At 60.0% G+C, this 25,218-nt stretch carries 21 protein-coding genes and 1 tRNA gene; 15 read left to right on the top strand and 7 right to left on the bottom strand.

Translation table 11 applies throughout. From position 1 onward, the window contains the following. Positions 1–36: 36 nt before the first annotated feature. Both ahpF and ahpC read right to left on the bottom strand, forming a co-directional pair. Positions 37–1,617, bottom strand: coding sequence for an alkyl hydroperoxide reductase subunit F (gene ahpF, locus V7747_RS13610; protein WP_335616562.1), 1,581 nt, complete (start codon positions 1,615–1,617; stop codon positions 37–39). A 103-nt stretch (positions 1,618–1,720) separates the two neighbouring features. After that, entirely contained in the window at positions 1,721–2,284 is a 564-nt protein-coding gene (ahpC, locus tag V7747_RS13605; protein WP_335610566.1) for an alkyl hydroperoxide reductase subunit C, read from the bottom strand. Between the two features lie 293 nt (positions 2,285–2,577). Here ahpC and moaC point away from each other — a divergent pair, with 293 nt between their 5' ends. The 7 genes from moaC (at position 2,578) to V7747_RS13570 (ending at position 9,582) form a co-directional block, all read left to right on the top strand. After that, positions 2,578–3,054, top strand: coding sequence for a cyclic pyranopterin monophosphate synthase MoaC (gene moaC, locus V7747_RS13600; RefSeq protein ID WP_335616561.1), 477 nt, complete (start codon positions 2,578–2,580; stop codon positions 3,052–3,054). Further along, positions 3,051–3,299, top strand: coding sequence for a MoaD/ThiS family protein (locus V7747_RS13595; RefSeq protein WP_335616560.1), 249 nt, complete (start codon positions 3,051–3,053; stop codon positions 3,297–3,299). The genes moaC and V7747_RS13595 overlap by 4 nt, the downstream gene beginning before the upstream one ends. Before the next feature lies 1 nt (position 3,300). Then, the gene (gene moaE / locus V7747_RS13590; protein WP_335616559.1) at positions 3,301–3,756 is read left to right on the top strand and encodes a molybdopterin synthase catalytic subunit MoaE; all 456 of its coding nucleotides are present in this window, start codon (positions 3,301–3,303) and stop codon (positions 3,754–3,756) included. Between the two features lie 44 nt (positions 3,757–3,800). Then, positions 3,801–4,796 carry a GTP 3',8-cyclase MoaA gene (gene moaA / locus V7747_RS13585; protein ID WP_335616558.1) on the top strand — a complete coding sequence of 332 codons (996 nt, stop codon included), beginning with the start codon at positions 3,801–3,803 and terminating at the stop codon, positions 4,794–4,796. Between the two features lie 135 nt (positions 4,797–4,931). Next, entirely contained in the window at positions 4,932–6,314 is a 1,383-nt protein-coding gene (gene hemN, locus V7747_RS13580) for an oxygen-independent coproporphyrinogen III oxidase (protein ID WP_335616557.1), read from the top strand. Positions 6,315–6,393: 79 nt separating this feature from the next. After that, positions 6,394–7,599, top strand: coding sequence for a hypothetical protein (locus V7747_RS13575; protein ID WP_335616556.1), 1,206 nt, complete (start codon positions 6,394–6,396; stop codon positions 7,597–7,599). A 111-nt stretch (positions 7,600–7,710) separates the two neighbouring features. Continuing rightward, positions 7,711–9,582: a methyl-accepting chemotaxis protein gene (locus tag V7747_RS13570; protein WP_335616555.1), complete on the top strand. Its 1,872-nt coding sequence runs from the start codon at positions 7,711–7,713 to the stop codon at positions 9,580–9,582. A gap of 135 nt (positions 9,583–9,717) precedes the next feature. Here the strand turns inward: V7747_RS13570 and bfr are convergent, their stop codons facing one another. The 3 genes from bfr to V7747_RS13555 all read right to left on the bottom strand — a co-directional run bounded on the left by bfr (position 9,718) and on the right by V7747_RS13555 (position 11,621). Beyond that, entirely contained in the window at positions 9,718–10,182 is a 465-nt protein-coding gene (bfr, locus tag V7747_RS13565; protein ID WP_335616554.1) for a bacterioferritin, read from the bottom strand. Between the two features lie 285 nt (positions 10,183–10,467). Further along, positions 10,468–10,541 (bottom strand) — tRNA-Gly (locus V7747_RS13560). A gap of 81 nt (positions 10,542–10,622) precedes the next feature. Continuing rightward, complete coding sequence (locus V7747_RS13555; protein ID WP_335616553.1) at positions 10,623–11,621, bottom strand: LLM class flavin-dependent oxidoreductase; 999 nt, start codon at positions 11,619–11,621, stop codon at positions 10,623–10,625. Between the two features lie 174 nt (positions 11,622–11,795). Between V7747_RS13555 and V7747_RS13550 the strand changes: the two genes are divergently transcribed. From V7747_RS13550 to V7747_RS13535, 4 genes are read left to right on the top strand one after another with little or no spacing between them, the layout of a single operon-like run. After that, a complete protein-coding gene (locus tag V7747_RS13550) occupies positions 11,796–12,464 on the top strand; it encodes a methylamine utilization protein (RefSeq protein ID WP_335616552.1) in 669 nt (222 codons plus the stop codon). Between the two features lie 4 nt (positions 12,465–12,468). Continuing rightward, positions 12,469–14,769, top strand: coding sequence for a putative bifunctional diguanylate cyclase/phosphodiesterase (locus tag V7747_RS13545; protein WP_335616551.1), 2,301 nt, complete (start codon positions 12,469–12,471; stop codon positions 14,767–14,769). After that, complete coding sequence (locus tag V7747_RS13540; protein ID WP_442909258.1) at positions 14,766–15,623, top strand: DUF3034 family protein; 858 nt, start codon at positions 14,766–14,768, stop codon at positions 15,621–15,623. The genes V7747_RS13545 and V7747_RS13540 overlap by 4 nt, the downstream gene beginning before the upstream one ends. A gap of 7 nt (positions 15,624–15,630) precedes the next feature. Then, on the top strand, positions 15,631–16,074 hold the full coding sequence (locus V7747_RS13535) for a group I truncated hemoglobin (protein ID WP_335616550.1): 444 nt from the start codon (positions 15,631–15,633) through the stop codon (positions 16,072–16,074). Between the two features lie 17 nt (positions 16,075–16,091). Here the strand turns inward: V7747_RS13535 and V7747_RS13530 are convergent, their stop codons facing one another. Further along, positions 16,092–18,422: an EAL domain-containing protein gene (locus V7747_RS13530; RefSeq protein ID WP_335616549.1), complete on the bottom strand. Its 2,331-nt coding sequence runs from the start codon at positions 18,420–18,422 to the stop codon at positions 16,092–16,094. Between the two features lie 13 nt (positions 18,423–18,435). Then, positions 18,436–19,635 carry a tetratricopeptide repeat protein gene (locus tag V7747_RS13525; protein WP_335616548.1) on the bottom strand — a complete coding sequence of 400 codons (1,200 nt, stop codon included), beginning with the start codon at positions 19,633–19,635 and terminating at the stop codon, positions 18,436–18,438. Positions 19,636–20,025: 390 nt separating this feature from the next. On the opposite strand from V7747_RS13525, the gene flhA reads away from it, so the two are divergent. The 4 genes from flhA to V7747_RS13505 all read left to right on the top strand — a co-directional run bounded on the left by flhA (position 20,026) and on the right by V7747_RS13505 (position 25,187). Then, positions 20,026–22,152, top strand: a complete 2,127-nt coding sequence (gene flhA / locus V7747_RS13520; protein ID WP_335616547.1) for a flagellar biosynthesis protein FlhA — start codon at positions 20,026–20,028, stop codon at positions 22,150–22,152. Positions 22,153–22,225: 73 nt separating this feature from the next. Beyond that, positions 22,226–23,593, top strand: a complete 1,368-nt coding sequence (flhF, locus tag V7747_RS13515; protein ID WP_335616546.1) for a flagellar biosynthesis protein FlhF — start codon at positions 22,226–22,228, stop codon at positions 23,591–23,593. A 32-nt stretch (positions 23,594–23,625) separates the two neighbouring features. Next, entirely contained in the window at positions 23,626–24,453 is an 828-nt protein-coding gene (gene fleN / locus V7747_RS13510; RefSeq protein WP_335616545.1) for a flagellar synthesis regulator FleN, read from the top strand. Beyond that, positions 24,453–25,187 carry an RNA polymerase sigma factor FliA gene (locus V7747_RS13505; protein WP_335616725.1) on the top strand — a complete coding sequence of 245 codons (735 nt, stop codon included), beginning with the start codon at positions 24,453–24,455 and terminating at the stop codon, positions 25,185–25,187. The genes fleN and V7747_RS13505 overlap by 1 nt, the downstream gene beginning before the upstream one ends. Positions 25,188–25,218 lie beyond the last annotated feature (31 nt).

Raw genomic sequence — 25,218 nt, 5'->3', positions numbered from 1 at the left:
CCGGAGGGGCGGTTTTTGGTTACTGCAGGTAGCCGGTCAGGCGCTGACTGCCTCTTCCTTGACCGCTGCCGGATCAGGCGTGCGGATCAGGTGATCGAAGGCAGCCAGGGACGCGGTAGAGCCGGCACCCATGGCAACGATGATCTGTTTGAAGGGCACTGTGGTCACATCACCGGCGGCAAACACGCCAGGGATGTTGGTAGCACCGCGGGCATCAATCTCGATCTCGCCAAAGCGGGTCAGGTTCAGCTCGCTATCCTTCAGCCACTCGGTATTGGGCACCAGGCCGATTTGCACGAAAACACCGGCCACATCGACCTGCTTCAGCTCTTCGGTCTCGCGGTCCTTGTAAGTCAGGCCCACAACCTTGTTGCCGTCGCCGCGTACTTCTGTGGTCTGCGCGCTTTTGATGATGTCGATATTGCGCATCGAGCGAGCCTTGCGCTGCAGTACTTCATCGGCGCGCAGGGTGTCGGCAAACTCCAGCACGGTCACGTGCTCGACAATACCGGCCAGATCGATGGCGGCTTCGATGCCCGAGTTACCTCCGCCGATCACCGCCACACGCTTGCCCTTGAACAGCGGGCCATCACAGTGTGGGCAGTAGGCTACGCCCTTGCCGCGGTATTCCTGTTCGCCGGGTACGTTCATCTCCCTCCAGCGTGCGCCAGTGGCCAGAATGACCGCGCGGCTTTCCAGTGTTGCGCCGCTTTCCAGTGCGATCTGTACATAATCGCCGGTTGTCAGCTTGGCGGCGGTCTGCTCGGTGATCAGGTCGACTTCATACTCTTTGACGTGTTGCTCCAGGCTGGCGACCAGCTTGGGGCCTTCGGTGTAAGGCACGGATATGAAGTTCTCGATGCCCACGGTATCCAGTACCTGACCGCCAAAGCGCTCAGCCACGATACCGGTGCGAATGCCCTTGCGAGCTGCGTAGATCGCGGCAGAAGCGGCTGCCGGGCCACCGCCAACGATGAGAACATCGTAAGGCTTCTTCTCGTTTAGCTCGGCGGCGCGGCGCTTGGATGCACCACTGTCGACCTTGTTGACGATCTCCGGCAGGGTCATGCGGCCCTGGCCGAAGTGCTCGCCATTCAGGTAAACCGAGGGTACGGCCATGATCTGGCGCTCATCGACTTCATCCTGAAAGAGCGCGCCGTCAATCATCACATGGGTGATGTTGGGGTTCAGGGTCGCCATCAGGTTCAAAGCCTGGACTACATCGGGGCAGTTCTGGCACGACAGCGAAATATAGGTCTCGAAGTGAAACTCGCCTTCCAGGTGACGGATCTGGTCCAGCAGGGCAGGGTCAGCCTTGGAGGGGTGGCCACCGGACTGCAGCAGCGCCAGTACCAGTGAGGTGAACTCGTGGCCCATCGGGATACCGGCAAAACGCACGCGCGGCGGCTGACCGCTAGGGCCCACACCCATGCTGGGCGTGCGCTTGTCATCGGCCGCGACCAGGCCGATCTTGCCGGACATTTCCGCAATTTCAACCGCGAGTTCATGCAGTTCTTTGCCCTTGGGGCTGTCGTCTACGGACACGCTGATTTCAATCGGGTTAACGATGTTCTGCAGGTACGTGTCCAGTTGTTTCTTCAGGTTGGCGTCCAACATATGCGTGTCCTTTAAACAAATAGTCAAATTCTGGGCGTAAAAAACCCGGCCCGCCAACCGGGAGCGCGTCGCGCTCCGCAGCGGGCCGGGTCATCAGGCAAACTTAGATCTTGCCTACCAGATCGAGAGAAGGAGCCAGGGTGGCTTCGCCTTCTTTCCACTTGGCCGGGCAGACTTCACCTGGGTGAGCGGCGATGTACTGGGCAGCCTTGACCTTGCGAACCAGGTCTTCAGCGTTACGGCCGATGCCTTCGCTGGTTACTTCAACCGCCTGGATGATGCCCTGCGGATCGATGATGAAGGTACCGCGGTCAGCCAGGCCCATGTCTTCGCGCATGTTGTCGAAGTTGCGGGTGATGGTGCCGGTCGGGTCGCCGATCATGGTGTACTTGATCTTGGCGATGGTCTCGGACGCATCGTGCCATGCCTTGTGGGTGAAGTGCGTGTCGGTCGACACGGAGTACACTTCTACGCCCATTTTCTGCAGCTCGTCGTAATAGTCAGCAACGTCGCCCAGCTCGGTGGGGCAAACGAAGGTGAAGTCAGCTGGATAGAAGAAGAAAATCGCCCATTTGCCTTTTACATCAGCGTCGGTGACTTCGAAGAACTCGCCGTTCTTGAATGCCTGGGCCTTGAAAGGTTTGATTTCGGTGTTGATAACTGACATCGATTAACTCCTTGTTGAGTCGTTTGCGTCGTTGGTTGAGAAGACAGGTGCAATACTAGGCCCCTGTTAAGAATACTTAAAATAAATTTCAACTAAATTGCAGATAGCTTTTTACTATCTGAGGCCGCCGCAGGGGATTTCAAGGGCCAGTGGTAAGCACGTGCTCGGCGTGCTCGGAAGGGGGCGGCCGTGATTCGGGATCTGACCGTTTTACGCGCAGACAGTTTCCCGAGGCTGAACCCTGGCGGCGATTCCAGTAAAGTAGAGCCCATCGAACCTGATAGAGCAAATGTATGCTGACTCATCTGGATGCACAAGGTCGGGCCAACATGGTTGATGTGACCGACAAGGCCGTGACCTCGCGTGAAGCCTTGGCCGAATCACTCGTGCGTATGCGCCCGCAAACCTTTGATCTGATTCAGTCTGGCGGCCACCCCAAGGGTGACGTATTGGCGGTGGCGCGGATTGCCGGTATTCAAGCCGCCAAGAAAACGGCCGACCTCATCCCCCTGTGTCACCCGCTGATGCTGACCAGCGTCAAGGTAGAGCTGCTATTGGAGGCGCCCGATGCGGTACGCATTCAGGCGCGCTGCAAACTGGCTGGGCAGACTGGCGTGGAGATGGAAGCGCTGACCGCTGCGAGCGTGGCTGCGCTCACGCTGTACGATATGTGCAAGGCGGTCGACAAGGGCATGGTGATTGAAGCTACCCGGCTGCTGCATAAATCCGGCGGCAAGAGCGGCGATTACCAGGTTGCGGAGGCGCCATGATCAGCCTGCAGTTTTTTGCCCGTTACCGCGAGCAGCTCGGCTGTGGCGCTGACCAGATGGTCTGGGACGGACAGTTGCGCACCCTGGATGATGTGCGCCAGCGGTTGCTGGCGCGGGGCGGGCCTTGGCAGGTGCTCGCCGAGCCGCGCATCATGTGTGCGCGCAACCAGGAAATGTGTTCGCTCGACAGTCCTGTCGCTGATGGCGACGAGCTGGCGTTCTTTCCGCCGGTGACTGGAGGCTGATATGCGCATAGTGGTGCAGGAAGCGGTCTTTGACCCAGGCGACTGGCTGAATCGTTTGCACGGTGATAACCGCGGCACCGGTGCGGTGAGTGGCTTTGTCGGCTATGTACGCGACTACAACGACGGCAAGGACGTAGCAGGTATGTGGCTGGAGCATTATCCCGGCATGACCGAGAAAGCCCTGCAGGCGATTGTCAATCAGGCGTCGGCGCGCTGGGCTTTGCTCGATGTGCAGCTGATTCATCGGGTCGGGCAACTTGATCCCGGTGAGCCGATCGTGTTTGTGGGAGCTGCTTCGGCGCATCGGCAGGACGCTTTTGCGGCGACCGAATTCATCATGGACTACCTGAAAACCCGTGCGCCGTTCTGGAAGCGGGAGACCACGCCACAAGGCGAGCGCTGGGTCGAGGCACGCGCTAGCGATGAGCAGGCGCTGGCGCGCTGGTCCGAGTCCTGAGCCAGCGTGGTACAGTGCCCAATGAGTAGCAAGTGGAGTAAGGCATGACACAGGGTCGATTGCAGGACGGTCAGGGACGCCGCATAGAGTATCTGCGCCTCTCGGTGACCGATAGGTGCGATTTTCGCTGTGTCTATTGCATGGCCGAAGACATGACCTTTCTGCCGCGAGCGCAGATTCTCAGTCTCGAAGAGCTTGAGCGTATCGCTCGGCTGTTTGTGGCGCAGGGCGTGCGCAAGATTCGCCTGACCGGTGGCGAGCCGCTGGTACGCCGGGGCATCGTGGAGCTGTGCGCCCGCCTGAGTGGGCTACCTGGGCTGGATGAACTGGTCATGACCACCAATGGGTCGCAGCTCGACCGCCTCGCCAAACCGTTGGCGGACGCTGGCGTCAAGCGTCTCAATATCAGCCTGGATAGCCTGCAGGCAGACAAATTCAAGGCCATCACTCGCACCGGCGAACTGGGTCAGGTGCTCAGCGGTATCGAGGCTGCGCGCGCGGCGGGTTTCGAGCGTATCAAGCTGAACGTGGTAGTGATGAAAGGGCGCAATCACGATGAGGTGACCACGCTCACCGATTTTGCCCTGCAGCGCGGGCTCGACATTACCTTTATTGAAGAGATGCCCTTGGGCAACGTTGGTCGCGAGCGCGGCGAGGCTTTTTGTTCCAGCGCCGAGGTGCGTGAGATGATCAGCCGGCAGCACCGTCTGGTGGATAGCGATGAGACCAGTGGCGGACCGGCGCGTTATCTGCGCGTCGAGGGCTATCCCGGGAGCCGTATCGGCTTTATCTCGCCGCACTCACACAATTTCTGCGACACCTGCAACCGCGTGCGCTTGACCACCGAAGGTCGCTTGCTGCTCTGTCTGGGGCATGAGAACGCACTCGACATGCGCGATCTGGTGCGCCGCCATCCCGATACCGACGAGCCGATCCGCGAGGCTCTGGAACGCGCCCTGCATTACAAGCCTGCACGGCATGAGTTTGCTATTGACGGCGAGGTGCAGGTGCTGCGTTTCATGAACGCGACCGGCGGCTAATTCCGCGCGGCTTGCCGTTCATCGCCCGCTGGCGGCGTCTCGGTGGCGCGCCTTGCTCTATTGATCCGCGTCAAAACCTCGGTTGTTCGCTCGGCGTAGTCTGCGAGCTCAGACTTTACAGCGCCGGAGAACCTCATGCTTAGCTCTATTCGTTGGGACGCAGACCTGATTCGTCGCTACGACCATGCCGGTCCGCGGTACACCTCCTACCCGACGGCAGTGCAGTTTCACGATGGCGTTTTGCCGACCGACCTACTGCACGCACTGGACCACAGCCGCCAGCAGCAGCGCGGCCTTTCCCTGTATGTGCACATTCCGTTCTGCGCCAACATTTGCTACTACTGCGCCTGCAACAAGGTGATTACCAAAGACCGTAGCCGCGCACGCGAGTATCTGGCGGCGCTGCAGCGGGAAATTGAACTGGTAAGCCGCCACACCGGGCCGGATCAGCAGGTTGAGCAGTTGCATTTTGGCGGCGGTACCCCGACCTTTCTCAGTCATGCCGAGCTGCGCGAGCTGATGGCCTGCCTGCGCAAGCATTTCGTGCTGCGCGACGATGATGGCGGCGATTACAGCATCGAGATTGATCCGCGGGAAGCCGACTGGGCGACCATGGGATTGCTGCGTGAGCTGGGTTTCAACAGGGTCAGCTTTGGCGTGCAGGATCTGGACCCGGAAGTCCAGCGCGCCGTTAATCGTTTGCAGAGTCCGGAGCAGACCCAGACCGTAATGGATGCTGCGCGTACCTTGGCCTACCGTTCGATCAACATTGACCTGATCTACGGTTTGCCCAAGCAGACGCCGGAAAGCTTTGCACGTACCGTTGAGGCCATCATTGCGCTCAAGCCCGATCGGCTGTCGGTGTTCAACTATGCTCATTTGCCGGAGCGGTTCCTGCCACAGCGACGTATCGACAGTGCTGATTTACCGGCTCCGGCAGACAAGTTACGCATGTTTGAGAACAGTGTGCAGCAGCTACTGGCTGCGGGGTATCGCTACATCGGCATGGACCATTTCGCGCTGCCAGACGACAGTCTGAGCATCGCTCAGGACAATGGCGAATTGCAGCGCAACTTTCAGGGATACACCACCCACGGCCATTGCGACCTGATTGGCCTGGGCGTGTCCGCCATTAGCCAGGTTGGTGATCTGTACAGCCAGAACTGCAGCGATCTGAAGCAATACCAACAGGCGCTGCAGGCCGACAAGCTGGCGACCCGGCGAGGACTGGTGTGCCATACCGATGACCATATTCGCCGCGCGGTGATCGCGCAGCTGATCTGCCATTGCAAGTTGTCATTTGCTACTGTCGAGCAGCGCTTCGGGATCGACTTTCACGAGTACTTTGCCGATTGCCTGCCGATGCTGGAGCAGATGGCGCGCGACGGCCTGATTCTGCTGACACCGCGTAGCATACGCGTGCAACCGGCCGGCCGTCTGCTGATCCGCTCGATCTGCATGCTGTTCGATGCCTACCAGGGCGACCAAAGCACGCAACGCTTCTCGCGCATTATCTGAGGCGCTGGCGTACGCTGCCCGGCAAGCTGCGCTGCTGGTATGCTGGACCACTCGCACAACGCGGTACAGGGGGTGGTTGATGCACAGCGGCGCAGGCAAAGGGCAGGCATTCCGGTTTCGTGTGGCCGTGTTCATACTCGCGGCGCTAGTTGTGCTGCTTTCCTGGTTGGGCAGCGCGGATCGCGCCTCGGTGGAGTATGTCGACGGCGCGTTGTTGCAGGCCTCAGTCGCCTTCGCTTCGGCGCGCGCCTTGAACGCGCTGGTCTCGGTGTTGCAGTCGACAACCTTGAGTTTCAGCCTGTTTGGCGGCGTAGCTGTCACCTTGGGCGAGTTGCTCGACCCGTTCAACGATCTGATTGAGCAGTATGGCACTCTGATGCAGTGGGCAATCGGCTCGTTGCTGACCCAGAAAATCCTGCTCGGTGTGGTCTCGCATGCGCTGTTCAAGGTACTGGTGACCGTCAGTGCAGCGCTGCTGATCATCAGTCTCTACTGGCGTCAGGGGCACTGGATGCCGTTGTGCCTGCGCCTGTTTCTGGCCCTGTTGTTCCTGCGTTTCGCCTTGGCGGCGGTGGTGTTGCTCAACGGCGTGGTGGATCACTACTTTCTGGATACCGAGGCGCGTCAGCAGGTGGCGCGGCTGGATAACCTGCCGGCCCAGGTGCAGGCGCTCAGCGCCAACGACAGCATGCTCGACAGCGAACCGGCGTTAGGGGCGCTGGGTGAACGCGAGCAAACCCTGCAGCAGCAAGTTGAGCAACTGCAGGCCGAGCAACAGCGCATCACTCTCGCTCTGGCGCAGAGCCAGCGTGCTCTGAGCGAGCGAGACGCGCAGTTGGGTGCTCTGGCGCGCATCAACCCCTTTACGCGTGATGAGGACCACGCCGCGCTGGCGCAGCAGGTCACCAAGCTGAGCGAGCAACAAACGCGAGTGACGCGTCGAGCACAGCAGGTTATCCGCCAGCTGGATGAATTGGCGCGTGAAAGGAAAGCACTGCAGCAAGCCAAGGCTGATCCTGCTGCGGCCGCGGATGAGGGCTGGGCCGGTCTGGGCGAGCAACTGGCACGGGCGGCTGACCCCGAGACCTATCTGGACATCAAGCGGGCGCTGGACAGCGCTGTAGACAGCGTGCTGCAGGCGATGACACTGTTCTTACTGCGTACATTGATCTTGCCGCTGCTGTTTCTTTATCTGTTGATCAAAGGGCTGCGGGTGATCTGGCGGCAGGATTGGCAGCGCTTGAGTACTCAGCGCCGCACTGCGGGACTGCAGGCTGCCAGTTGAGCGCTCTTGGCGCGCCGCCGGTGTATTTCGGGGCAATTGCATAAGGCGAGATAAAGTTTTTCCAGCGCCGGACGACATTTGGGTATTACCTATGTCTGTGAGGCATTCAGCGTGGCTGCACAACTCAGTTTCAACCAGAAAATTGTCAGCGCTGCGTGCCTGGTGGTCATTGCCGCCTTCGCCGCATTCTCCCTTTACAACGACTATCTGCAGCGCAAGACCCTGCAGGAAAACCTTGAGACCTACCTGGCCGATGCCGGCAGTTTGACTGCAGAGAACATCAGCAATTGGTTGTCCGGGCGTATTCTGCTGCTGGAAAACCTCGCCGCCAATGCGCAAAGTGAGGCCCCAGACCGGCTGGTGCCGCTGCTGGAGCAGCGCACGCTGGCGAAGACCTTTGACTTCAGCTATCTGGGCAGCGCCACGGGTGAGTTCACCATGCGCCCTGAATCGGAAATGCCGGCGGATTACGATCCGCGTACCCGACCCTGGTTCAAGGATGCTACGGCCGCGGGCAAAACCGTTCTGACCGCTCCTTACGTCGATGCGGCCACCGGGGCGCTGATCATGACCATCGCCACGCCTGCCGGCCGCGGAGTAGTGGGCGGCGACCTGAATCTCAAGGTGATCTCGAACATCATCAATGCGCTGGACTTCAATGGCCTGGGCTACGCCTTTCTGGTCAGTCGCGATGGCAGTGTTCTGGTGCACCCGGACAGCGCGCTACAGATGAAAACCTTGCGTGAACTCTATCCGCAAAATACCCCGCAGATCAGCAGCGAGCTCAGCGCCGCGGAGTTGGATGGGCAGCCGCGCCTGCTGACCTTCGTGCCTGTGTCCGGGCTACCGGGGGTGGAGTGGTATGTAGGCCTGTCGGTTGACCGCGACAAGGCCTTCGCCAGTCTGACCAGTTTTCGTATTTCCGCCTTGATCGCCGCGATCATCGCGCTGATTGCCATCGTGTTGTTGCTCAGCCTGTTGATGCGCTACCTGCTGCGCCCGCTGACGTCGCTGGGCAATGCGCTGGACAACATTGCCCAGGGGGAGGGTGATCTTACCCGTCGCCTGCCGGTGCAAAGCCGCGATGAGTTCGGCCGGCTGGCGGTTGCCTTCAACCAGTTTGTCGAGCGCATCCACGCGTCCATCACCCAGGTGGCGCAGACCAGCAGCGAATTGAATGACGTAGCGCTGCGGGTGGTGGATGCCTCCAACGCCAACATGGCCAGTTCAGATCAGCAGGCCGCGCGCACCAACAGCGTCGCAGCAGCGATCAACGAGCTGGGTGCGGCAGCGCAGGAAATTGCCCGCAACGCGGCTGATGCTTCTAATCAAGCCAGCCAGGCGCGCGACGGCGCAGAACAGGGCAGCGAAGTGGTGAGCAAGACCATCGCGGCGATGCAGGAGTTGTCGAGTAAGATCAGCGAGTCCAGCCAGACCATCCAGCAACTGAGTCACAAGACAGCCGATATCGGTCGCATTCTTGAGGTGATCCAGGGGATCTCCGAGCAGACCAACCTGCTGGCATTGAACGCCGCGATTGAGGCCGCCCGGGCCGGTGAAGCAGGCCGCGGCTTTGCCGTGGTCGCGGATGAAGTGCGTAATCTTGCACATCGCACACAGAGTTCGGCGCAGGAAATTCAAGAGATGATCGAAGGGTTGCGCACTGACGCTGGCTCCGCCGTAACGCTGATGAGCGACAGCCAGGAATACAGCCAACACAGCGTCTCGGTGGCTGGACAGGCCGGTGAGCGGCTACAGCAGATTACCCTGGGGATCGGTGAGATCGACAACATGAACCAATCGGTTGCTACTGCGACCGAGGAGCAGACGTCGGTAATCGAAAGCCTGAACGTGGATATTACTGACATCAACATGCTCAACCAGGAGGGCGTGGACAACCTGCAGGCGACCTTGCGCGCTTGTACCTCCCTGGAACAGCAAGTGGCGCGCCTGCGTCAGCTGGTCGGCAGTTTCCGTATCTAGTAAGGCTGCCCGGCGGGAGAGGGAGGCAATAGCGGCGAGAAACCCTTAGTCTCGATTATCAGAGTGGCAGGCAAAAAACAAAAAGGCCCCGACAACGGTGTGTTGTCGGGGCCTATGTCAGCGCAGTTACCTGGGTTAGATTTGCGACTGCAGGTAGTTCTTCTCACCGACCATCTTGATCAGACGAAGTTGCTGCTCAAGCCAGTAGGCGTGATCTTCTTCGGTATCCTTGAGCTGTACTTCGAGCATCTCGCGGCTGGGGTAATCGCCCACCTTTTCGCATAGCGCGATGGCCTTGGCAAGATTATCGCGCACTTCGTACTCCAGCTTCAGATCGGACTCCAGCATCTCTTGAACGGTAAAGCCGGGTGTGATCGCGTGCGGACGCATGTCCGGTTTGCCTTCGAGGAAAAGAATGCGCTTGAGGATGGCGTCGGCGTGCTGGGTTTCTTCTTCCATCTCGTGATTGATGCGCTCATACAGCTTGCTGTAGCCGAAATCCTCATACAGACGGGAGTGCAGGAAATACTGATCGCGCGCGCCGAGCTCACCGCGCAGCAGTTCGATCAGGCAATTAACAACGTCTGGATGGCCTTTCATGTAACGCGACTCCTGCGGCTGGGTTGCAAGTGGCAAATTGTGCCTCAGTATGGCGCGCAATGCCACCCTCGATTCAAATAAAACGCTAATACTTACAATAGGTTATGTTTGTATAGGTCGTGTTGAAAAGCGTGTTGAGAGTACTTCTTGCTCGCATTGTTTTTAGGGCACATATTTTATGTGCGGCTGTTCTGGGAGTTTAGTGCGCAGGGCGGGAAAATAAAGGGTGGACGGGTTATTTGAGATCACGTGCTATCAGCAGGCAGCGCTGGATGAGGCTAAAACTGGAGCGGGTGAAGGGAATCGAACCCTCGTCGTAAGCTTGGGAAGCTTCTGCTCTACCATTGAGCTACACCCGCACAGGCGCTCTTTGTACCAGAGTCGCTGACGGTGGGGAAGAGGGCGCGCCTATTTGTTTTGCGCTGGGCTGCGCCGCAGCGTCAGCGCTGCCGATTGAGCTGCATGAGCAGGCGGTAGCTGTGCTGCCTGGCGCTTTGATCGACGATCGGGCTGTTGACGATCAATTCGTTGACGCCCGTGCGCTCCAACAGCTGCTCCAGCTGTTCGCCAGCGGCCTGTGGGTCGCCGATCAGGCTGCCGGAGAGGGTCGACATCACCTGATGCCGCTCATGCGCCTGCCAGAGATTTTCCATCGAGCGTACCGGGGCGGGTAGTTTTCCAGGGCGGCCGCGTATCAGGTTGAGGAAGGCCTGCTGGTGTGAGGTCGCCAGGTAGTGCGCCTGTTCGCGGTCGTCGGCCAGGTAGGCGTTGATGCCCAGCATGGCGTAGGGCTCGCTCAGTTGCTCCGAGGGCGTGAAGTGTTCGCGGTACAGGCGCAGGGCGCTGAACAGGTAGTCGGGTGAGAATTGACCGGCGAAGGCAAAGGGCAGGCCGAGGCGTCCGGCCAGTTGAGCGCTGAAGGTACTGGAGCCGAGCAGCCAGATGGGCACGTTGAGGCCGGCGCCGGGCACGGCGCGCAGGCGTTGGCCGGGTTCCGGGGTGGCAAAGAGTTTGCGCAGCTCATCGAGCATCAGCGGGAAGTCTTCACCGTCTATGCGGCCGCGGCGCAGGGCTTGCGCGGTTGACTGGTCGGTGCCGGGCGCGCGGCCAAGGCCGAGGTCTATGCGCCCAGGGTAGAGTGATTCCAGCGTGCCGAACTGCTCGGCGATCTGCAGCGGCGCGTGGTTGGGCAGCATGATGCCGCCGGAGCCTATGCGGATGCTGCGGGTGCCGCCAGCCAGATAGCCCATGACGACCGAGGTGGCGGCGCTGGCGATGCCGGTCATGTTGTGGTGCTCGGCGACCCAGAAGCGGTTGTAACCCTCGGCTTCGGCAACCTGTGCCAGGGCCAGGGCATTGTGCAGCGCATCGGCCGGCGTGGCATCTTCGCTGACGGAACACAGATCCAGTATGGACAGCTTTATGGCCGAGGTAGTCATCTTCACTCCTGCACATCAATTTGCAATCACGCTATGCTAACGTTGAATGATGTCAGGCGACACCGCTAAACAGGACTGCATGATCAATCGGCAGTCTGTTTCCCTGTGGTGTCTGGGCGTCGGAGCGGGACAGTTCCTTAGTAATACCCTCACATCCGGAGAGTGAATGCCCTTATGTTGTATTCCCCCTATCGCCGTTTTTTGGCCTGTACCCTGATGACCGCTCTGCTCGCGGCCACACAGCTGTTGCTAGCCGGACGATCGCTGGCGGCGCAGATTACCCTCACTGATGCGACTGGTGCGCCGTTGGCCAATGCAGTGCTGTTGGTGGATGGCGTGCCGCCATTGACTGCCGATGGTTATGTGATGGATCAGATTGATCGGCAGTTTGTACCGCATGTGCTGGCGGCGCCAGTGGGCGCCGAGGTTGATTTCCCGAACAGTGACGATGTGCGGCATCACGTTTACTCGTTTTCCGAGGCCAAGCCCTTTGAGCTGCGCCTGTTCAAGGGCTCGGAGGCGCCGCCGGTGGTCTTTGATCGCTCGGGTGTGGTGGTGCTGGGCTGCAATATTCATGACGCTATGCTGGGGTACATTCTGATTACCGATAGTCCCCGTTTTGCCGTCAGTGACGTGCAGGGTCGGGTTTCACTACCGGACCTGCCCGCGGGCAAGTGGCCGGTCTCCTGGTGGCATTCCTCGCGGTTGCAGAAAGGGCCGGAGTCGCTCGGTGAGCTGGACTTGGGGCAAGACCAGAAGCTGAGCCTGCCGGTGACGGCGGCGCAGGCCAAGCCGGTGCCAATGCTGTCGCCGCTGCAACAACGTTTCAAGTCGGGGTACTGATCCAATGCGCGTTCGCTACCTGCGCACCCGCCTTATCGTCACGTCGGTCGGCTTGTTGGCGCTGGTTCTGATTGCGGTCTTTCTGGCGGTTTATACCAGCACCAACTTTTCTGCCAAGCGCCAGGCGCAGCATCAGCTGGAAGTGGGTAGCAAGGTGTTCAGCAACCTGTTAGAGGCGCGAGCACGTGAGCTGACCAATGCGACTCAGATACTTGTCGCCGATTTCGGTTTTCGGCAGGCAGTAGCCACCGGCGATCTGCCTACCATTCGCTCAGCCCTGCAGAATCAGGTGCGGCGCATTGGGGCTGACCAGGCAATGTTCTTTGATGTGCAGGGAGAGCTGCAAACCTCTTCTGCTGCGGCTAACGTCGGCAGGGTAGTGGTCGAAGCGCTGCAGCCCTTCTCCGAGCAGGCCTTTATCGCGGTAATAGATCATCAGCCGTACCTGTTGGTGGAAGCCGTGGTACGTGCGCCAGTGCCAGTGGGTCAGGTGGCGATGGTCTTCAGTCTTGACGCCGCCTTGGCGCGGGAGCTGCAGAAACTCACCGGCCTGGAAATCCGCTTTGTCAGCAGCCTTGACGAAGAGATCATGAGTACCTATTCCACCTCGCCTTACGCGCAGCAGGATATGAACCTGCAGGAGGGTACCCGCAAATTGGAAGGCGAGGGCTACCTGACCACGGTGATTACCCTGCTGGATCAAGCGCCCTACAGCGTGAGCGCCCAGTTGGCGAGCCCCTTGAGTGAAGCGCTGGCGAGCTTTGATGATCTCAAGCGAGAGCTGCTGGTCATCACCCTGATCGCCTTGCTGGCGTCCTCCCTGCTGGCGGTCCGCCTGTCCGGCAGTCTAGCGCGGCCGGTCACCCTGCTTGCCGAGGCGGCCACGCGCATCGGCCGCGGCGACTACACCGGCAAGGTCGCCCTGGCGCGCGATGATGAGCTGGGGCTGCTTGCCGACAGCATAGATACCATGCGTAGCGGTATTGCCGAACGGGAGGAGTTGATTGCGCACAATGCCATGCATGATCCGCTGACGGGATTGCCGAATGTCAGCGTAGTGCGTGAGCGGCTCAGGGGTGCGTTGATCAGCGGGCACCAGGGCGTGTTGGCACAGTGCAATCTGGTCGCCGCGGAATTGATAGCCAAGGCGCGCGGTCAGGACTTTATGGATACCCTGATACGCCAGTCGGTAGCGCACCTGCAGGGGCATCTGCCGGCGGATTCCTTGCTTGCCTGGCAGCCTGGCGTCGGGTTCTTGCTGCTGTTGGAGCAGCGTGATCTGGATGAGGCCGTGGTCGTAGTCGATAACTTGCTGAGCAAGCTCGGCGAGAAGCTGCAGATCGATGACATCAAACTGCGCTCGCAGTGGTTGGCCGGTGTCGTCAGCTGGCCATTGCACGGTAGTGATGCCCACGACCTGCTGCGCCAGGCCAGTATAGCGCTGGCTGATGCGGCGCCCGGACCGGAGCGCATTGCGGTGTACCAGGCGCAGCGCGATCAGGCTTACCAACGGCGTATTCGCCTGGCGCGGGATCTGCGCTATGCCGCGCAGTTCAAGGAGCTGAGTGCGGTCTATCAACCCAAGCTGGATCTGGCCAGCGGGGAGGTACGTCAGGTTGAAGCCCTGATGCGCTGGAACCACAGCGAGCTTGGGCCTATCAGCCCCGACGAGTTTATTATCCTGGCCGAGCAGACCGGCAGTATTGGCATGCTGACCCAGTGGATGATGGCGGCGGTCGCCTCGCAGCTGCGCAACTGGATTGATCGGGGCATTCATCTGCAGGTGGCAATGAATATCTCGGCACGTGATCTGGATGACCCGCATTTTCCGCTGCGCATAGAGCGAGTGCTGCAAGCCCAGGAAATCAGCACCGATTACCTCGCGCTGGAGGTAACCGAAAGCGCGGTAATGAAGGATCCGGAACGCAATCTCAGTAGTCTCAGGGCGCTGCGCGACCTGGGCATACAGCTAGCCGTGGATGACTACGGCACCGGCTACTCGTCGCTGGCCACGCTAAAGAGCCTGCCGGTGCAGGACCTGAAGATCGACAAATCCTTTGTGCTGCAGCTGGCCGAAGGCGGCGATGATGCCGTGATCGTCAAATCGACCATCGAGCTAGCGCACAATATGGGCCTGAAAGTGATCGCTGAAGGCATTGAAAACATCCACAGCCTGAACTGGCTGAAAGAACGCCGTTGTGATGTAGCGCAGGGGTACTTCATCAGCCGGCCACTGTCGCCCGTTGATCTGGAGCGTTGGCTCGAGGATACCCGTGGCTCATTTGGAGTAATGGAACCTGCGTGAATAGAACAGTTGTGGCCGCCTTGCTGGCGGTCTGTTCCAGTGGTGTTGCCGCAGCCCCCGGTGGGCGCCTGCTGGCCACCGGCGGTGCAAGCAGTATAGAGGGGGCTGCCGGCGGTGGTATCGTGCCTTGGGCGGTTATGTCGGGCTATGCTGCGCGGGATGAGTGGGGGGGCACGGCGTTCGCTACCCGCGTCGACACCGGTGACTATCAACTCTACAGCTACGGTGCTGCGCTCTCTTTGGGCAATCGCCTCGAGGTTTCGGTGGCCCGGCAGAGTCTGGATATAGCCGCCCTGGCCAAGGCGGCCAGTCTCACCGAGAAAACCCTCAATCAGGATATCTACGGCCTCAAACTGCGGCTGTTTGGCGATCTCGTCTATGACCGTATGCCGCAGGTGGCGCTGGGTGCGCAATACAAGCGGCAGCGCAATTTTCTGGTTCCTTCCCAGGTGGGGGCCGCACGCGACTCGGATACCGATTATTATCTGGCTGCGTCGCGCCTGTACGTGGGGGCGGTGGGCGGCTACAACCTGTTGCTCAACGGTACGTTGCGTTACTCCCGGGCCAACGAAACCGGCTTGCTGGGATTTGGTGGCGACCGGCGCGACAGCCGCAGCCTGCTGAAGGAAGGCACTGCGGCGGTGTTGCTCACTCCTCAATGGGTAGTGGGCGTGGAATACCGCGAGAAGCCGGACAATCTGTCCTTTGCCGGCGAGAGTGATTGGCAGGATGTATTCGTTGGCTATTTCCCCAGCAAGCAACTGGCTCTGATGGCGGGCTGGGCTGATTTGGGTGAAATAGCGACGCTGGAAGCCCAGCAGGGCTTGTACCTATCGCTGCAACTGAGCTACTGAGGCGCGCATGTTCAAGTTATTGTCCCGAGCCCTGAGCGGTTGCGGCGTTGTTGTTCTCACCGCCTGCACTGCCACGGCACCTCACCCGTTACCCGACGACAGCCTTTACCAGGCCCTGGGCGGGCAGGCCGGCATTGACCGCGTTGTTGAAGGCTTGCTCTATCGAATCGCCGACGATGAACGCATTGTCCATCACTTTGCTGATACCGATATCCTGCGCTTGCAGGAAAAGCTCCAGGAGCAGCTCTGCGTTGAAGCAGGTGGCCCCTGTGAATACACCGGGGACAGCATGGCCGAGGTGCATGCCGGCTTTGCGATCACCGAGTCGGATTTCAATGCGCTGGTGGAAGACCTGATCGCCGCCATGACGGCAGAGGGTGTGCCGGTACCGGCACAGAATCGTCTGTTGCAGCGGCTGGCGCCGATGCGCAGCGACATCATCTATCGCTAGTGGCCGATCAACCGGCGTCACTCGCCGGTCATGGTAATGCGGGTAATCAGGCTGGCCGAGGGCATGCCGATGGCCGCGCCCTGCGCAAAGGTCACCCCCAGCTCGCGTACTTTGGCCAGAATCGCCGGGCTATGCACAAACTCGGCAACGGTCTGCATGTGCAGCTCCTCGGCGAATTGTACGATCCCCTTGCAGATGGTCATCGCGGTGGGGTTGGTGTCGAGCTGCTGGATCAGGCTGCCATCAATCTTGATCAGGTCCACGTCCAGGCGCAACAGGTGCTCGAAGTTGGAGTAACCGGTGCCAAAATCGTCAATCGCGATACGGCAGCCCAGCGCCTTGGCGCGGTCGATGAACTGGCGCACCGCGGCGTAGTTTTCGATGCCTTCGGATTCAAGGATCTCGAATATCACCCTTGAACCAATCTGGTTGTGCGCGACCGTGTCGATAATGTGATCCGACAGTTCCTTATCAAGCAGGTCCTCGCAAGACAGGTTGAGCGAAAATGTGTGGGGCAGGTCGGCAAACTGGCGCATGCTGCTTTCCACCATACAGCGGGTGATGGAGCGGTACAGTCGAACCTTTTTCGCCAGATCAAGGAATTGCACGGGACTGATGGGTTCGCCCTGTTCATCCAGCAGGCGCACCAGGCACTCGTATTTCTCGATACGGTTGGTCTTGATATCCATGATGGGTTGAAAGAAAGGCACAATGCGACCGGTTTCCAGAGCGCCTTTCAGCCGGCTTGCCCAGATCAGGTTCTGCTCGTAGCTCTCGCGTACCTTGTGGCGCTCGTCGTAGATGACGTAGTTGTCCTTGTGCAACCTTGCCAGCTCCAAAGCAATGTTAGCGCCGGGCAGCAATGCTTCCCCGGTCACCTCGCTGCTGCCGCGCTGGGCGCTGCTGGCCGCGCCCAGGCTGGCGTTCACCGGGACTTCCTGATCGTGCCAGGTAATGTGCAGGCCGCTGATGAAGTTGAGCAGATCATTAAGCTGAGGGCGAAGCGATGCCTCGTCGTGATCGCCCGGCAGCCAGATCGCCAGTTCGTCGGCGGGCATACGGTAGAGCTGGCTGCCCTGCCATTGCTCTTCGTTGAACAGGTACTCGTCGAGCGCGTCGGCTAGCTCTGCAATCACATGGTCGCCACACTCATGCCCGTAAAAGTCGTTGATTTCCTTAAAGGAGTCGATGTTCAGAAGAATCAGCGCGTCGGTGCGGCGCTTTTTCAGATCGACCAGTAAGCGTTCGCGGTTGGGCAGATCGGTCAAACTATCGGTATACAGGTTATGCAACTGCCGCAAGATGCCTGCCACTAGATACAAAATCAGCGCTGAGATAAGCAGCAGCACCAGGGCGGTCACGCTGACGATACGAAAGTTGCTGGCGCGCATGGGCTCCAACACCGCGTCAATCTCTGCGCGTGGGACACCGATACCAAACAGCATGCCGGCCTGGGTACGCGAGAAGAACAGTGCGTAGTCGCGTTGGTTGAGGGGCAGCTCCAGTTGCTGCATGGGAGAGGCTAGCTGGCGGGTGCTGATTATCTGCGGTGCCGCCTGCGGCTTCAGTTGTTCATACAGGTTCAAGTCGATGATGCCGTTGATCAGGGCCTGAGCCCGGGTCACGTTCTTGGCTTCCGCCAGGCTGGAGAGGTTGCGGTTCTCTGTGTCGAGCAGAAAGGAGAAGGTGCCTGGGGTGACCTCGACGCGGCTAACAGTGCGCACGATGTCTTCAGCGCGCCAGTCGGTAACGGCCACGCCAACAGGTTGCTGCTGGGTGTTGAAAATGAGCACGACGTGGCTGATGACGGCGCTGTCGATACTGGCTTTGTAATAGGCCGGCATCCAGTTGTTGGCCGGGTCGGGGAGGGTGTCAGTCTGACTATTCAGGCTGATGAGGCGCTCATACCATTGCCTGATCAGCTGCTGCTCTGCCGCCGGGATGGGCTCCACTAGAATGCGGTTTTCCTGCCGATAGGCGTAGAGCCCCCGCTCACCCTGACCTTCAGCGAACCAGACGCTGCCACCGTAGCTATCAGGAAAGTCGCGGAGCGCCTGTTGCAGGCTTTGGCGCAGGCGTTGTTCAGTGACGCCGGGGCTGTCCTGCAGGCTGTTAAACAGGCTGCCCATGCGCGCCAGCCCCTGGGTGTTGTGCTCCATCTGGCGATGGTGGGCGTTGATACGGTCAAGGTTGGCGTAAAAGGTGTCGGTAATCTGCCGTTGCCGCAGCTCGGCCATAGCGCTCTGCGCATAGTCCAGATTCAGACTGGACATCAGCCAGCTGCCGAACATGAAAATGCATACCAGCAGACTGAGCAAAAACATGATCGCTGGCTTGACCGGGAGCATGGGCATTCCTTGGCTAGATTCCGTTCAAGCCAGAATGAATGCGGCTCTGGGCCTGCGTCAACTCTTGCGCGCTCAATTGGCCAGCCAGTTTCTCCACGGTGCCTTTCCCGCGGTTGTCACCGTTGACCAGTGACAGGCTGAGCCACACGTAAGCTTCCTGCAGGTCAATATCACCGCTGCTGCCCTTCAGGTAATCCATTCCCAGTTGATACTGTGCCTCGGCGGAGTTTTTGCGCGCCGCCTCCTTCAGCCAGTGGCGGGCCCCGGCTGAGCCTTTCTGCTGGCTGGCCAGTTGCAGCATGGCCGGCACATGGCCGGCGCTGGCGGCGCGCTGCAAATGAATTTGCGATTGCGGAAAGTTGGTGCGAGTGCCCTTGCCCTGTTGATAGGCCTGGGCCAGCAAGTAGTTGGCCTCGCGCTGGTTCTGGCCGGCGCTTTTCTGCAACCATCCGAAGGCCTGCTCTTGCTCCCCGGCTGCGCTCAACATCTTCGCCAGCAACAACTGTCCTGCCGCGTCGCCAGCCTCCGCCGATCGCCGAGCCCAGCGCAGCGCCTCGTTTTGATTATTGGCGGTTTGTTCGATGACGGCCATGTGGTGCTCGGCCTTGGCGTCGCCTTGGGTCGCGGCGGCGAGACAGGGCGTGGCGGCTTGCTGCAGGTTCTTGATGCTAAACAGCAGATAGCAATTTTTGGCATCGTCGCTGGCGGGTTGGCTGCTGGCCGCAGGTTTGGCGGTTGCCCTGCGCTGTTCTGCGTCGGGCAGCGCGGTTGCGTCCGCCGGCAGCGAGTCTAGTCGCTGCGCAAAGGCGCTTACCACGTCGGGGCAGGAGAAGTTGTAGCCGCCCTTCAAGCGTTGCAGGGCCGCCGGGCTAGGTGCCTGGACCGCGTAGCGGTCGGCAATGGCGCTGCAACGTTGCTGGCGCTCGTCACGTACCAACGAAAGGTAGGGGGCATAGGCGGCGTCGCCGCTATGGGCGTTCAGGTAGCGGGTGAGTGGGTCTATGTATTGCTGGTCAAACAGCGCTTCCACTTCGGCATGACGCTGCTGCTCTTGCGGGTCGCCGGTCAGGCTGCCGGCCAGCTCGGCCAGGCGTTGGCGCTGGTTTTCCAACACTTCGCCTGAGCGTGCCAGCAGCCCGTCGGGTTTGGACAGGCTCTCGCAGCCGCTCAGGGCCGCTGTCATGCCGAGCAGCAAAACAAGAAGTACGCGCATGAAATCTCTCTGTGATGGCCGGGGGTCGCTGGATCGTGCTCCTGAACCTGCGTAGAACCTGCGTGTGTGGGTTGCCTGCACGCAGTGGCTGTCAACGCATTTCTTACTGCTCATAGCGGTATCCCGAGATGGTCTACGGGTCTTGGGCAGGGCGATGCGGAGCAGCTGCCGGCGCAAGACTGAACCGGGCCATCCATTGCCGTCATAGGGGCGTCAGTGTAACAGAGTGACGGCGTTCGCAAAGCATAGCACCGGCGTTGACCTTTGTTGTTGTATAGCACTACGACATCACTATTGCGCAACAGTTCGCGGCGAGCTGGAACGCTTCTTGCGTAGGCCTTTGCAAGAACGCAATTTGCGTCAAATTATTGATCAGGAACCTACCGGGCAATGGCTGTCGATCGCGCACAACTGATGGGTAATATGCGGACCAATCTCGCCGGACTGCGGCACGGCAGTCTGGGCGTGCCGATTCTGCTTCTGGTCATGCTCGGCATGATGATGTTGCCGGTGCCGCCCTTCCTGCTGGACGTCCTTTTTACCTTCAACATTGCCCTGGCGCTGGTGGTACTGCTGGTTTGTGCTTACGCCCTGCGGCCGCTGGATTTCGCTGTTTTTCCGACCATTCTGCTGGTCGCGACCTTGCTGCGCCTAGCCTTGAACGTGGCCTCCACGCGGGTAGTGTTGCTCTACGGTCACGAGGGGGGCGATGCCGCGGGTAAGGTGATTCAAGCCTTCGGTGAGGTGGTGATTGGCGGGAATTACGTGGTGGGTCTGGTGGTGTTTGCCATCTTGATGATCATCAACTTCGTCGTGGTGACCAAGGGTGCAGGGCGTATCTCCGAAGTGAGCGCCCGTTTCACGCTGGATGCCATGCCCGGCAAGCAGATGGCGATTGATGCCGACCTTAACTCCGGCCTGATCGACCAGGAGCAAGCCAAGCTTCGGCGCTCGGAAGTAGCCCAGGAGGCAGACTTTTACGGCTCTATGGACGGTGCCAGCAAGTTCGTTCGCGGTGACGCGGTAGCAGGTTTGCTGATCCTGTTCATTAACGTGATCGGTGGTCTGGCCATCGGCATGGCGCAGCATGGCCTACCCTTTGCCGAAGCCGGCAAGATCTATGTGTTGCTGACCATCGGTGACGGTCTGGTGGCGCAAATTCCGTCGCTGCTGCTGTCTACTGCTGCCGCCATTATGGTGACGCGGGTCTCCACTTCTGAGGATATGGGCGCGCAGGTGCAGCGTCAGATGTTCGCCTCGCCCAAGGCGCTGGCGATTGCCGCGGGCATTCTGATTATCATGGGGCTGATCCCTGGTATGCCGCACTTCGCTTTTATCGGCCTGGGGCTGCTGGCGGCGGGGGGCGCCTATGTGATCGCCAAGCGGCAGCAGGTCAAGGCTGAGGAAGAAGCTGAGGTTGAGCGCAAGCAGGCGCAGCCGCCGGCGCTGCAAAGCCCGGAAACCCGGGAGCTGGGCTGGGACGACGTTACGCCGGTAGACATGGTGGGGCTGGAGGTCGGTTACCGTCTCATCCCGCTGGTTGACCGCAATCAGGGAGGCCAGTTGCTGGCGCGGATCAAGGGCGTGCGCAAGAAGTTGTCGCAGGACCTGGGTTTTCTGATGCCCTCGGTACATATCCGCGACAACCTGGATCTGGCGCCCAACGCTTACCGTCTGACGCTGATGGGCGTAGGCGTGGCCGAGGCAGAGGTTTATCCAGATCGCGAGCTGGCGATCAATCCCGGGCAGGTATTTGGCGAAATCAAGGGCCTGGCGGGCAAGGACCCGGCCTTTGGTCTGGATGCGGTGTGGATCGAGCCGTCGCAGAAGGACCAGGCGCAATCACTGGGCTACACGGTAGTGGATGCCAGTACCGTGGTTGCTACCCACATCAACCAGATCCTGCACAAGCATGCGCATGAGCTGATCGGTCACGAGGAAGTACAGCAATTGCTGCAGGTGCTGGCCAAGGCCTCACCCAAGCTGGCCGAGGAGCTGGTGCCAGGGCTCATTTCACTGTCGAACCTGCTCAAGGTGTTGCAAGGGCTGCTGCAGGAGCAGGTGCCGGTGCGGGATATTCGTACCATTGCCGAGGCCATCGCCAACAGCTCGGGCAAGAGTCAAGATACTGGCGCTGTGATCGGCGCCGTGCGGGTGGCGCTGTCGCGCTCCATCGTGCAAAGCATTGTGGGGCTTGACTCCGAGCTACCTGTGATCACGCTGGAGCCAAGGTTGGAACAGATGTTGCTACAGAGTCTTCAGAAGGCCGGGCAGGGTGCCGATGATGGCATGCTGCTGGAGCCGGGGATGGCGGAAAAACTGCAACGATCGCTCTCTGAAGCGGTGCAGCGGCAGGAAGTGCAGGGCAAGCCGGCGATACTGCTGGTAGCTGGGCCGATACGCATGATGATGGCCAAGTTTGTCCGCTACGCTGCCCCCGGAGCCCATGTGTTGTCCTATCAGGAAATACCGGACAGCAAACAGGTGACCATTGTTGCCACCGTCGGTCAGAACTGAACGCCTAGTGCGAATAGAGATTAACAGCCGCCTGGCGCCCTGCGCGGGGCACCGGTAACAGATGAGGTCAGCCATGAAAGTAAAACGTTTCTTTGCCGCCGATATGCGCCAGGCGATGAAGCTGGTGCGTGACGAGTTGGGTGCTGATGCTTCCATCATCGCCAACCGCCGTGTGGCTGGCGGCGTTGAGCTGACCGCTGCTCTGGACTATGTCGCGCCGCGCATCACGCCGCCGACCCCCGGCCTGGATCAGGAACTGAAGAAGACACAGGAGCGCATCGTTGCGGCGCGGGCCGAGCTGGAAGTAGGGCAGATGGCCTCGCGCAACCAGCCGACCGTCAACCGTCAATTATTTGGTGACAGCATGCGTGCAGCGGCCGAGCAGGGCTCGCCCGTCGCGCGTGATCTGCTTGATCGCCTGGTACAGGAGCCTAGCGACGCGCCGACACCGCACAAGGCTGCGCCTGCGGCCAGTGCAGCGCCCGCTGCGGCAGAGCCTGCCGAGAATTCGGGTTTGAGCGCGATGCGCGCTGAACTGGCTGGTTTGCGTGAAATGCTGGAATCGCAGCTGGGTGGCATGGCCTGGGGGCAACTTAACCAGCGTCAGCCCAAACAGGCTGGGCTGTGGCGTCGCCTCACTCAGATCGGCCTGCCGGCGGAAATCTGCCAGGACTTGCTGCGCCAGGTAGCTGACGTGCCCGATATACGTCAGGCCTGGCGCCTGTTGCTGGCACACCTGTCGCACCGTATTCCCACGCTGCGCGAAGAAGTATTGGAGCAGGGCGGCATCATCGCTTTGGTCGGGCCGACCGGGGCAGGCAAAACCACTACTCTGGGTAAGCTGGCAGCGCGCTATGTGCTCAAGCACGGCAGCCAGCACGTGGCGTTGGTAACCATGGATACCTATCGGATTGGCGCACACGAGCAGCTGCGTACGCTTGGCCGGATCCTGGATGTGCCGGTTCGCGTGGTAGACGAGCAGAACAGTCTTGAGGATGTGCTCGCCGATTTCGCTGGCAAACGTCTGGTCCTGGTGGATACTGCCGGGCTCCAGGCAAACGACCCCTATCTGCGTGGCCAGTTGAGCGCACTTGCGCAGCAGGGTCGCCAGGTTCGCAACCTGCTGGTACTGGCAGCGACCAGTCAGTATCGGGTGATGAAGGCGGCATACCACAACTACAAGACCTGCGGTTTGAGTGGCTGTATTCTGACCAAGGTCGACGAAGCAGCCACTCTGGGCGAGTCATTAGGGCTGGCTATGGAGCAGGGTTTGCCGGTAGCCTATCTGGCAGATGGCCAGCGAATTCCGGACGATATAAACCGGGCCGTGGGTCACCAGCTGGTCAGTCGTGCGGTCAGCATGGCCGGAAATGAAGCGCCAGCCGATCAGGCGATGGCGGATGTGTTTGCCGGCATGATGCATGGCCAGCGGGCAAGCTAAGCAAAATCAATAATTCAAGGTAATCAACGTAGATGGGTAGCAATCATCCGGTTCAGGTTATCGCAGTCACCGGCGGCAAGGGTGGTATCGGCAAAACCAACGTGTCGGTCAACCTCAGTTTGGCGCTGGCAGACATGGGCCGCCGCGTCGTGCTGCTCGATGCCGACTTGGGGCTCGCCAATGTCGATGTGTTGCTGGGGCTCAAACCCAAGGCGACGCTGGCGGATGTGCTCGAAGGCAAATGTGATCTGCGCGATGTGATGCTCAACGGCCCCGGCGGCGTGCGTGTGGTGCCCGCTGCATCGGGCGCCGCCAGCATGGTGAGTTTGAACCATCAACAGCACGCCGGCTTGATTCAGGCCTTCAGCGAGCTAGGCGACAATATCGACGTACTTATTGTCGATACGGCTGCAGGTATTGGCGACTCGGTGGTCAGTTTCGTCCGTGCAGCACAGGAAGCACTGATCGTCGTCTGTGATGAGCCCACTTCGATTACTGATGCTTACGCACTGATCAAGTTGCTTAATCGCGACCACGGCATGACCCGATTCCGTGTGCTGGCCAATATGGTGGGCACGCCGCAGGAAGGTCGGCTGGTCTTTGCTAAACTCTCCAAAGTAACTGACCGGTTTCTCGACGTAGCGCTGCAATACGTCGGGGCCGTACCTTTCGACGAAGCGGTGCGCAAGTCCGTACAGAAGCAACGTGCAGTCTACGAAGCCTTTCCGCGCAGCAAGGCGGCCATGGCTATTCGAGCGATTGCACAAAAAGTGGATGCCTGGCCCTTGCCAGCCAATCCACGCGGGCACCTTGAGTTCTTTGTCGAGCGTCTGGTACGACCCACCGGGTCAGGCCTATGATTGCATCGGCTGGCGGATTGAGCATGTATACACGAGCGCAAGTTTCTGCAGACAATCAGGATCGACTCGTTGAGCAATATGCTCCGCTGGTAAAACGTATTGCCTACCACCTGCTGGGTCGCCTGCCGGCCAGTGTGCAGGTAGAGGATCTGATGCAGGCGGGTATGATTGGCCTGCTCGAAGCGTCACGTAAATTCGATTTCGGCAAGGGGGCGAGCTTTGAGACCTACGCCGGTATTCGTATTCGTGGTGCCATGCTGGATGAGGTGCGCAAGGGCGACTGGGCGCCACGCTCGGTGCACCGTAATACGCGGATGGTCAGCGAGGCGATGCGCTCGGTAGAGGCCCGTTTGGGGCGCGACGCTAAAGATCACGAAGTTGCGGCCGAATTGGATATGAGCCTTGAGGATTATTACTCGATCCTCAATGATACCGCCGGCAGCAAGTTGTTCAGTTTTGATGATTTGCTGGAGAGCGGTGCACCGGCCGACGTGCAGGGTGACTTTGAGCCTTTTTCCGGGCTTGAGGATGAGCGTTTCCGGGCGGCGCTGGTTGAGGCGATCGAGGGTCTGCCCGAACGTGAGAAGCTGTTGCTGTCGCTTTATTACGATGAGGAACTTAACCTCAAGGAAATCGGCGCTGTGCTCGGTGTCAGTGAGTCGCGGGTCAGTCAGTTGCACAGCCAATGTGCGGCGCGTCTGCGAGCTCGCTTATCAAGTTGGCGAAATGATTGATTTTGTCGCCAACATCCGGACAATGCTCGGA

Origin of the sequence: Halopseudomonas sp., assembly GCF_036960865.1 — a bacterium.
Lineage (GTDB): Bacteria > Pseudomonadota > Gammaproteobacteria > Pseudomonadales > Pseudomonadaceae > Halopseudomonas.
This window is presented reverse-complemented; position numbering and strand designations above follow the sequence as displayed.

Excerpts from the sequence above, each read along its gene's own strand:
- V7747_RS13525 (WP_335616548.1), bottom strand. The coding sequence starts at position 19,635 with ATGCGCGTACTTCTTGTTTTGCTGCTCGGCATGACAGCGGCCCTGAGC.
- V7747_RS13530 (WP_335616549.1), bottom strand. The coding sequence starts at position 18,422 with ATGCTCCCGGTCAAGCCAGCGATCATGTTTTTGCTCAGTCTGCTGGTA.
- moaA (WP_335616558.1), top strand. The coding sequence starts at position 3,801 with ATGACACAGGGTCGATTGCAGGACGGTCAGGGACGCCGCATAGAGTAT.
- hemN (WP_335616557.1), top strand. The coding sequence starts at position 4,932 with ATGCTTAGCTCTATTCGTTGGGACGCAGACCTGATTCGTCGCTACGAC.
- flhF (WP_335616546.1), top strand. The coding sequence starts at position 22,226 with ATGAAAGTAAAACGTTTCTTTGCCGCCGATATGCGCCAGGCGATGAAG.
- V7747_RS13545 (WP_335616551.1), top strand. The coding sequence starts at position 12,469 with ATGCGCGTTCGCTACCTGCGCACCCGCCTTATCGTCACGTCGGTCGGC.
- V7747_RS13550 (WP_335616552.1), top strand. The coding sequence starts at position 11,796 with ATGTTGTATTCCCCCTATCGCCGTTTTTTGGCCTGTACCCTGATGACC.
- ahpC (WP_335610566.1), bottom strand. The coding sequence starts at position 2,284 with ATGTCAGTTATCAACACCGAAATCAAACCTTTCAAGGCCCAGGCATTC.
- fleN (WP_335616545.1), top strand. The coding sequence starts at position 23,626 with ATGGGTAGCAATCATCCGGTTCAGGTTATCGCAGTCACCGGCGGCAAG.
- V7747_RS13535 (WP_335616550.1), top strand. The coding sequence starts at position 15,631 with ATGTTCAAGTTATTGTCCCGAGCCCTGAGCGGTTGCGGCGTTGTTGTT.
- V7747_RS13555 (WP_335616553.1), bottom strand. The coding sequence starts at position 11,621 with ATGACTACCTCGGCCATAAAGCTGTCCATACTGGATCTGTGTTCCGTC.
- ahpF (WP_335616562.1), bottom strand. The coding sequence starts at position 1,617 with ATGTTGGACGCCAACCTGAAGAAACAACTGGACACGTACCTGCAGAAC.
- moaC (WP_335616561.1), top strand. The coding sequence starts at position 2,578 with ATGCTGACTCATCTGGATGCACAAGGTCGGGCCAACATGGTTGATGTG.
- V7747_RS13575 (WP_335616556.1), top strand. The coding sequence starts at position 6,394 with ATGCACAGCGGCGCAGGCAAAGGGCAGGCATTCCGGTTTCGTGTGGCC.
- moaE (WP_335616559.1), top strand. The coding sequence starts at position 3,301 with ATGCGCATAGTGGTGCAGGAAGCGGTCTTTGACCCAGGCGACTGGCTG.
- flhA (WP_335616547.1), top strand. The coding sequence starts at position 20,026 with ATGGCTGTCGATCGCGCACAACTGATGGGTAATATGCGGACCAATCTC.
- bfr (WP_335616554.1), bottom strand. The coding sequence starts at position 10,182 with ATGAAAGGCCATCCAGACGTTGTTAATTGCCTGATCGAACTGCTGCGC.
- V7747_RS13595 (WP_335616560.1), top strand. The coding sequence starts at position 3,051 with ATGATCAGCCTGCAGTTTTTTGCCCGTTACCGCGAGCAGCTCGGCTGT.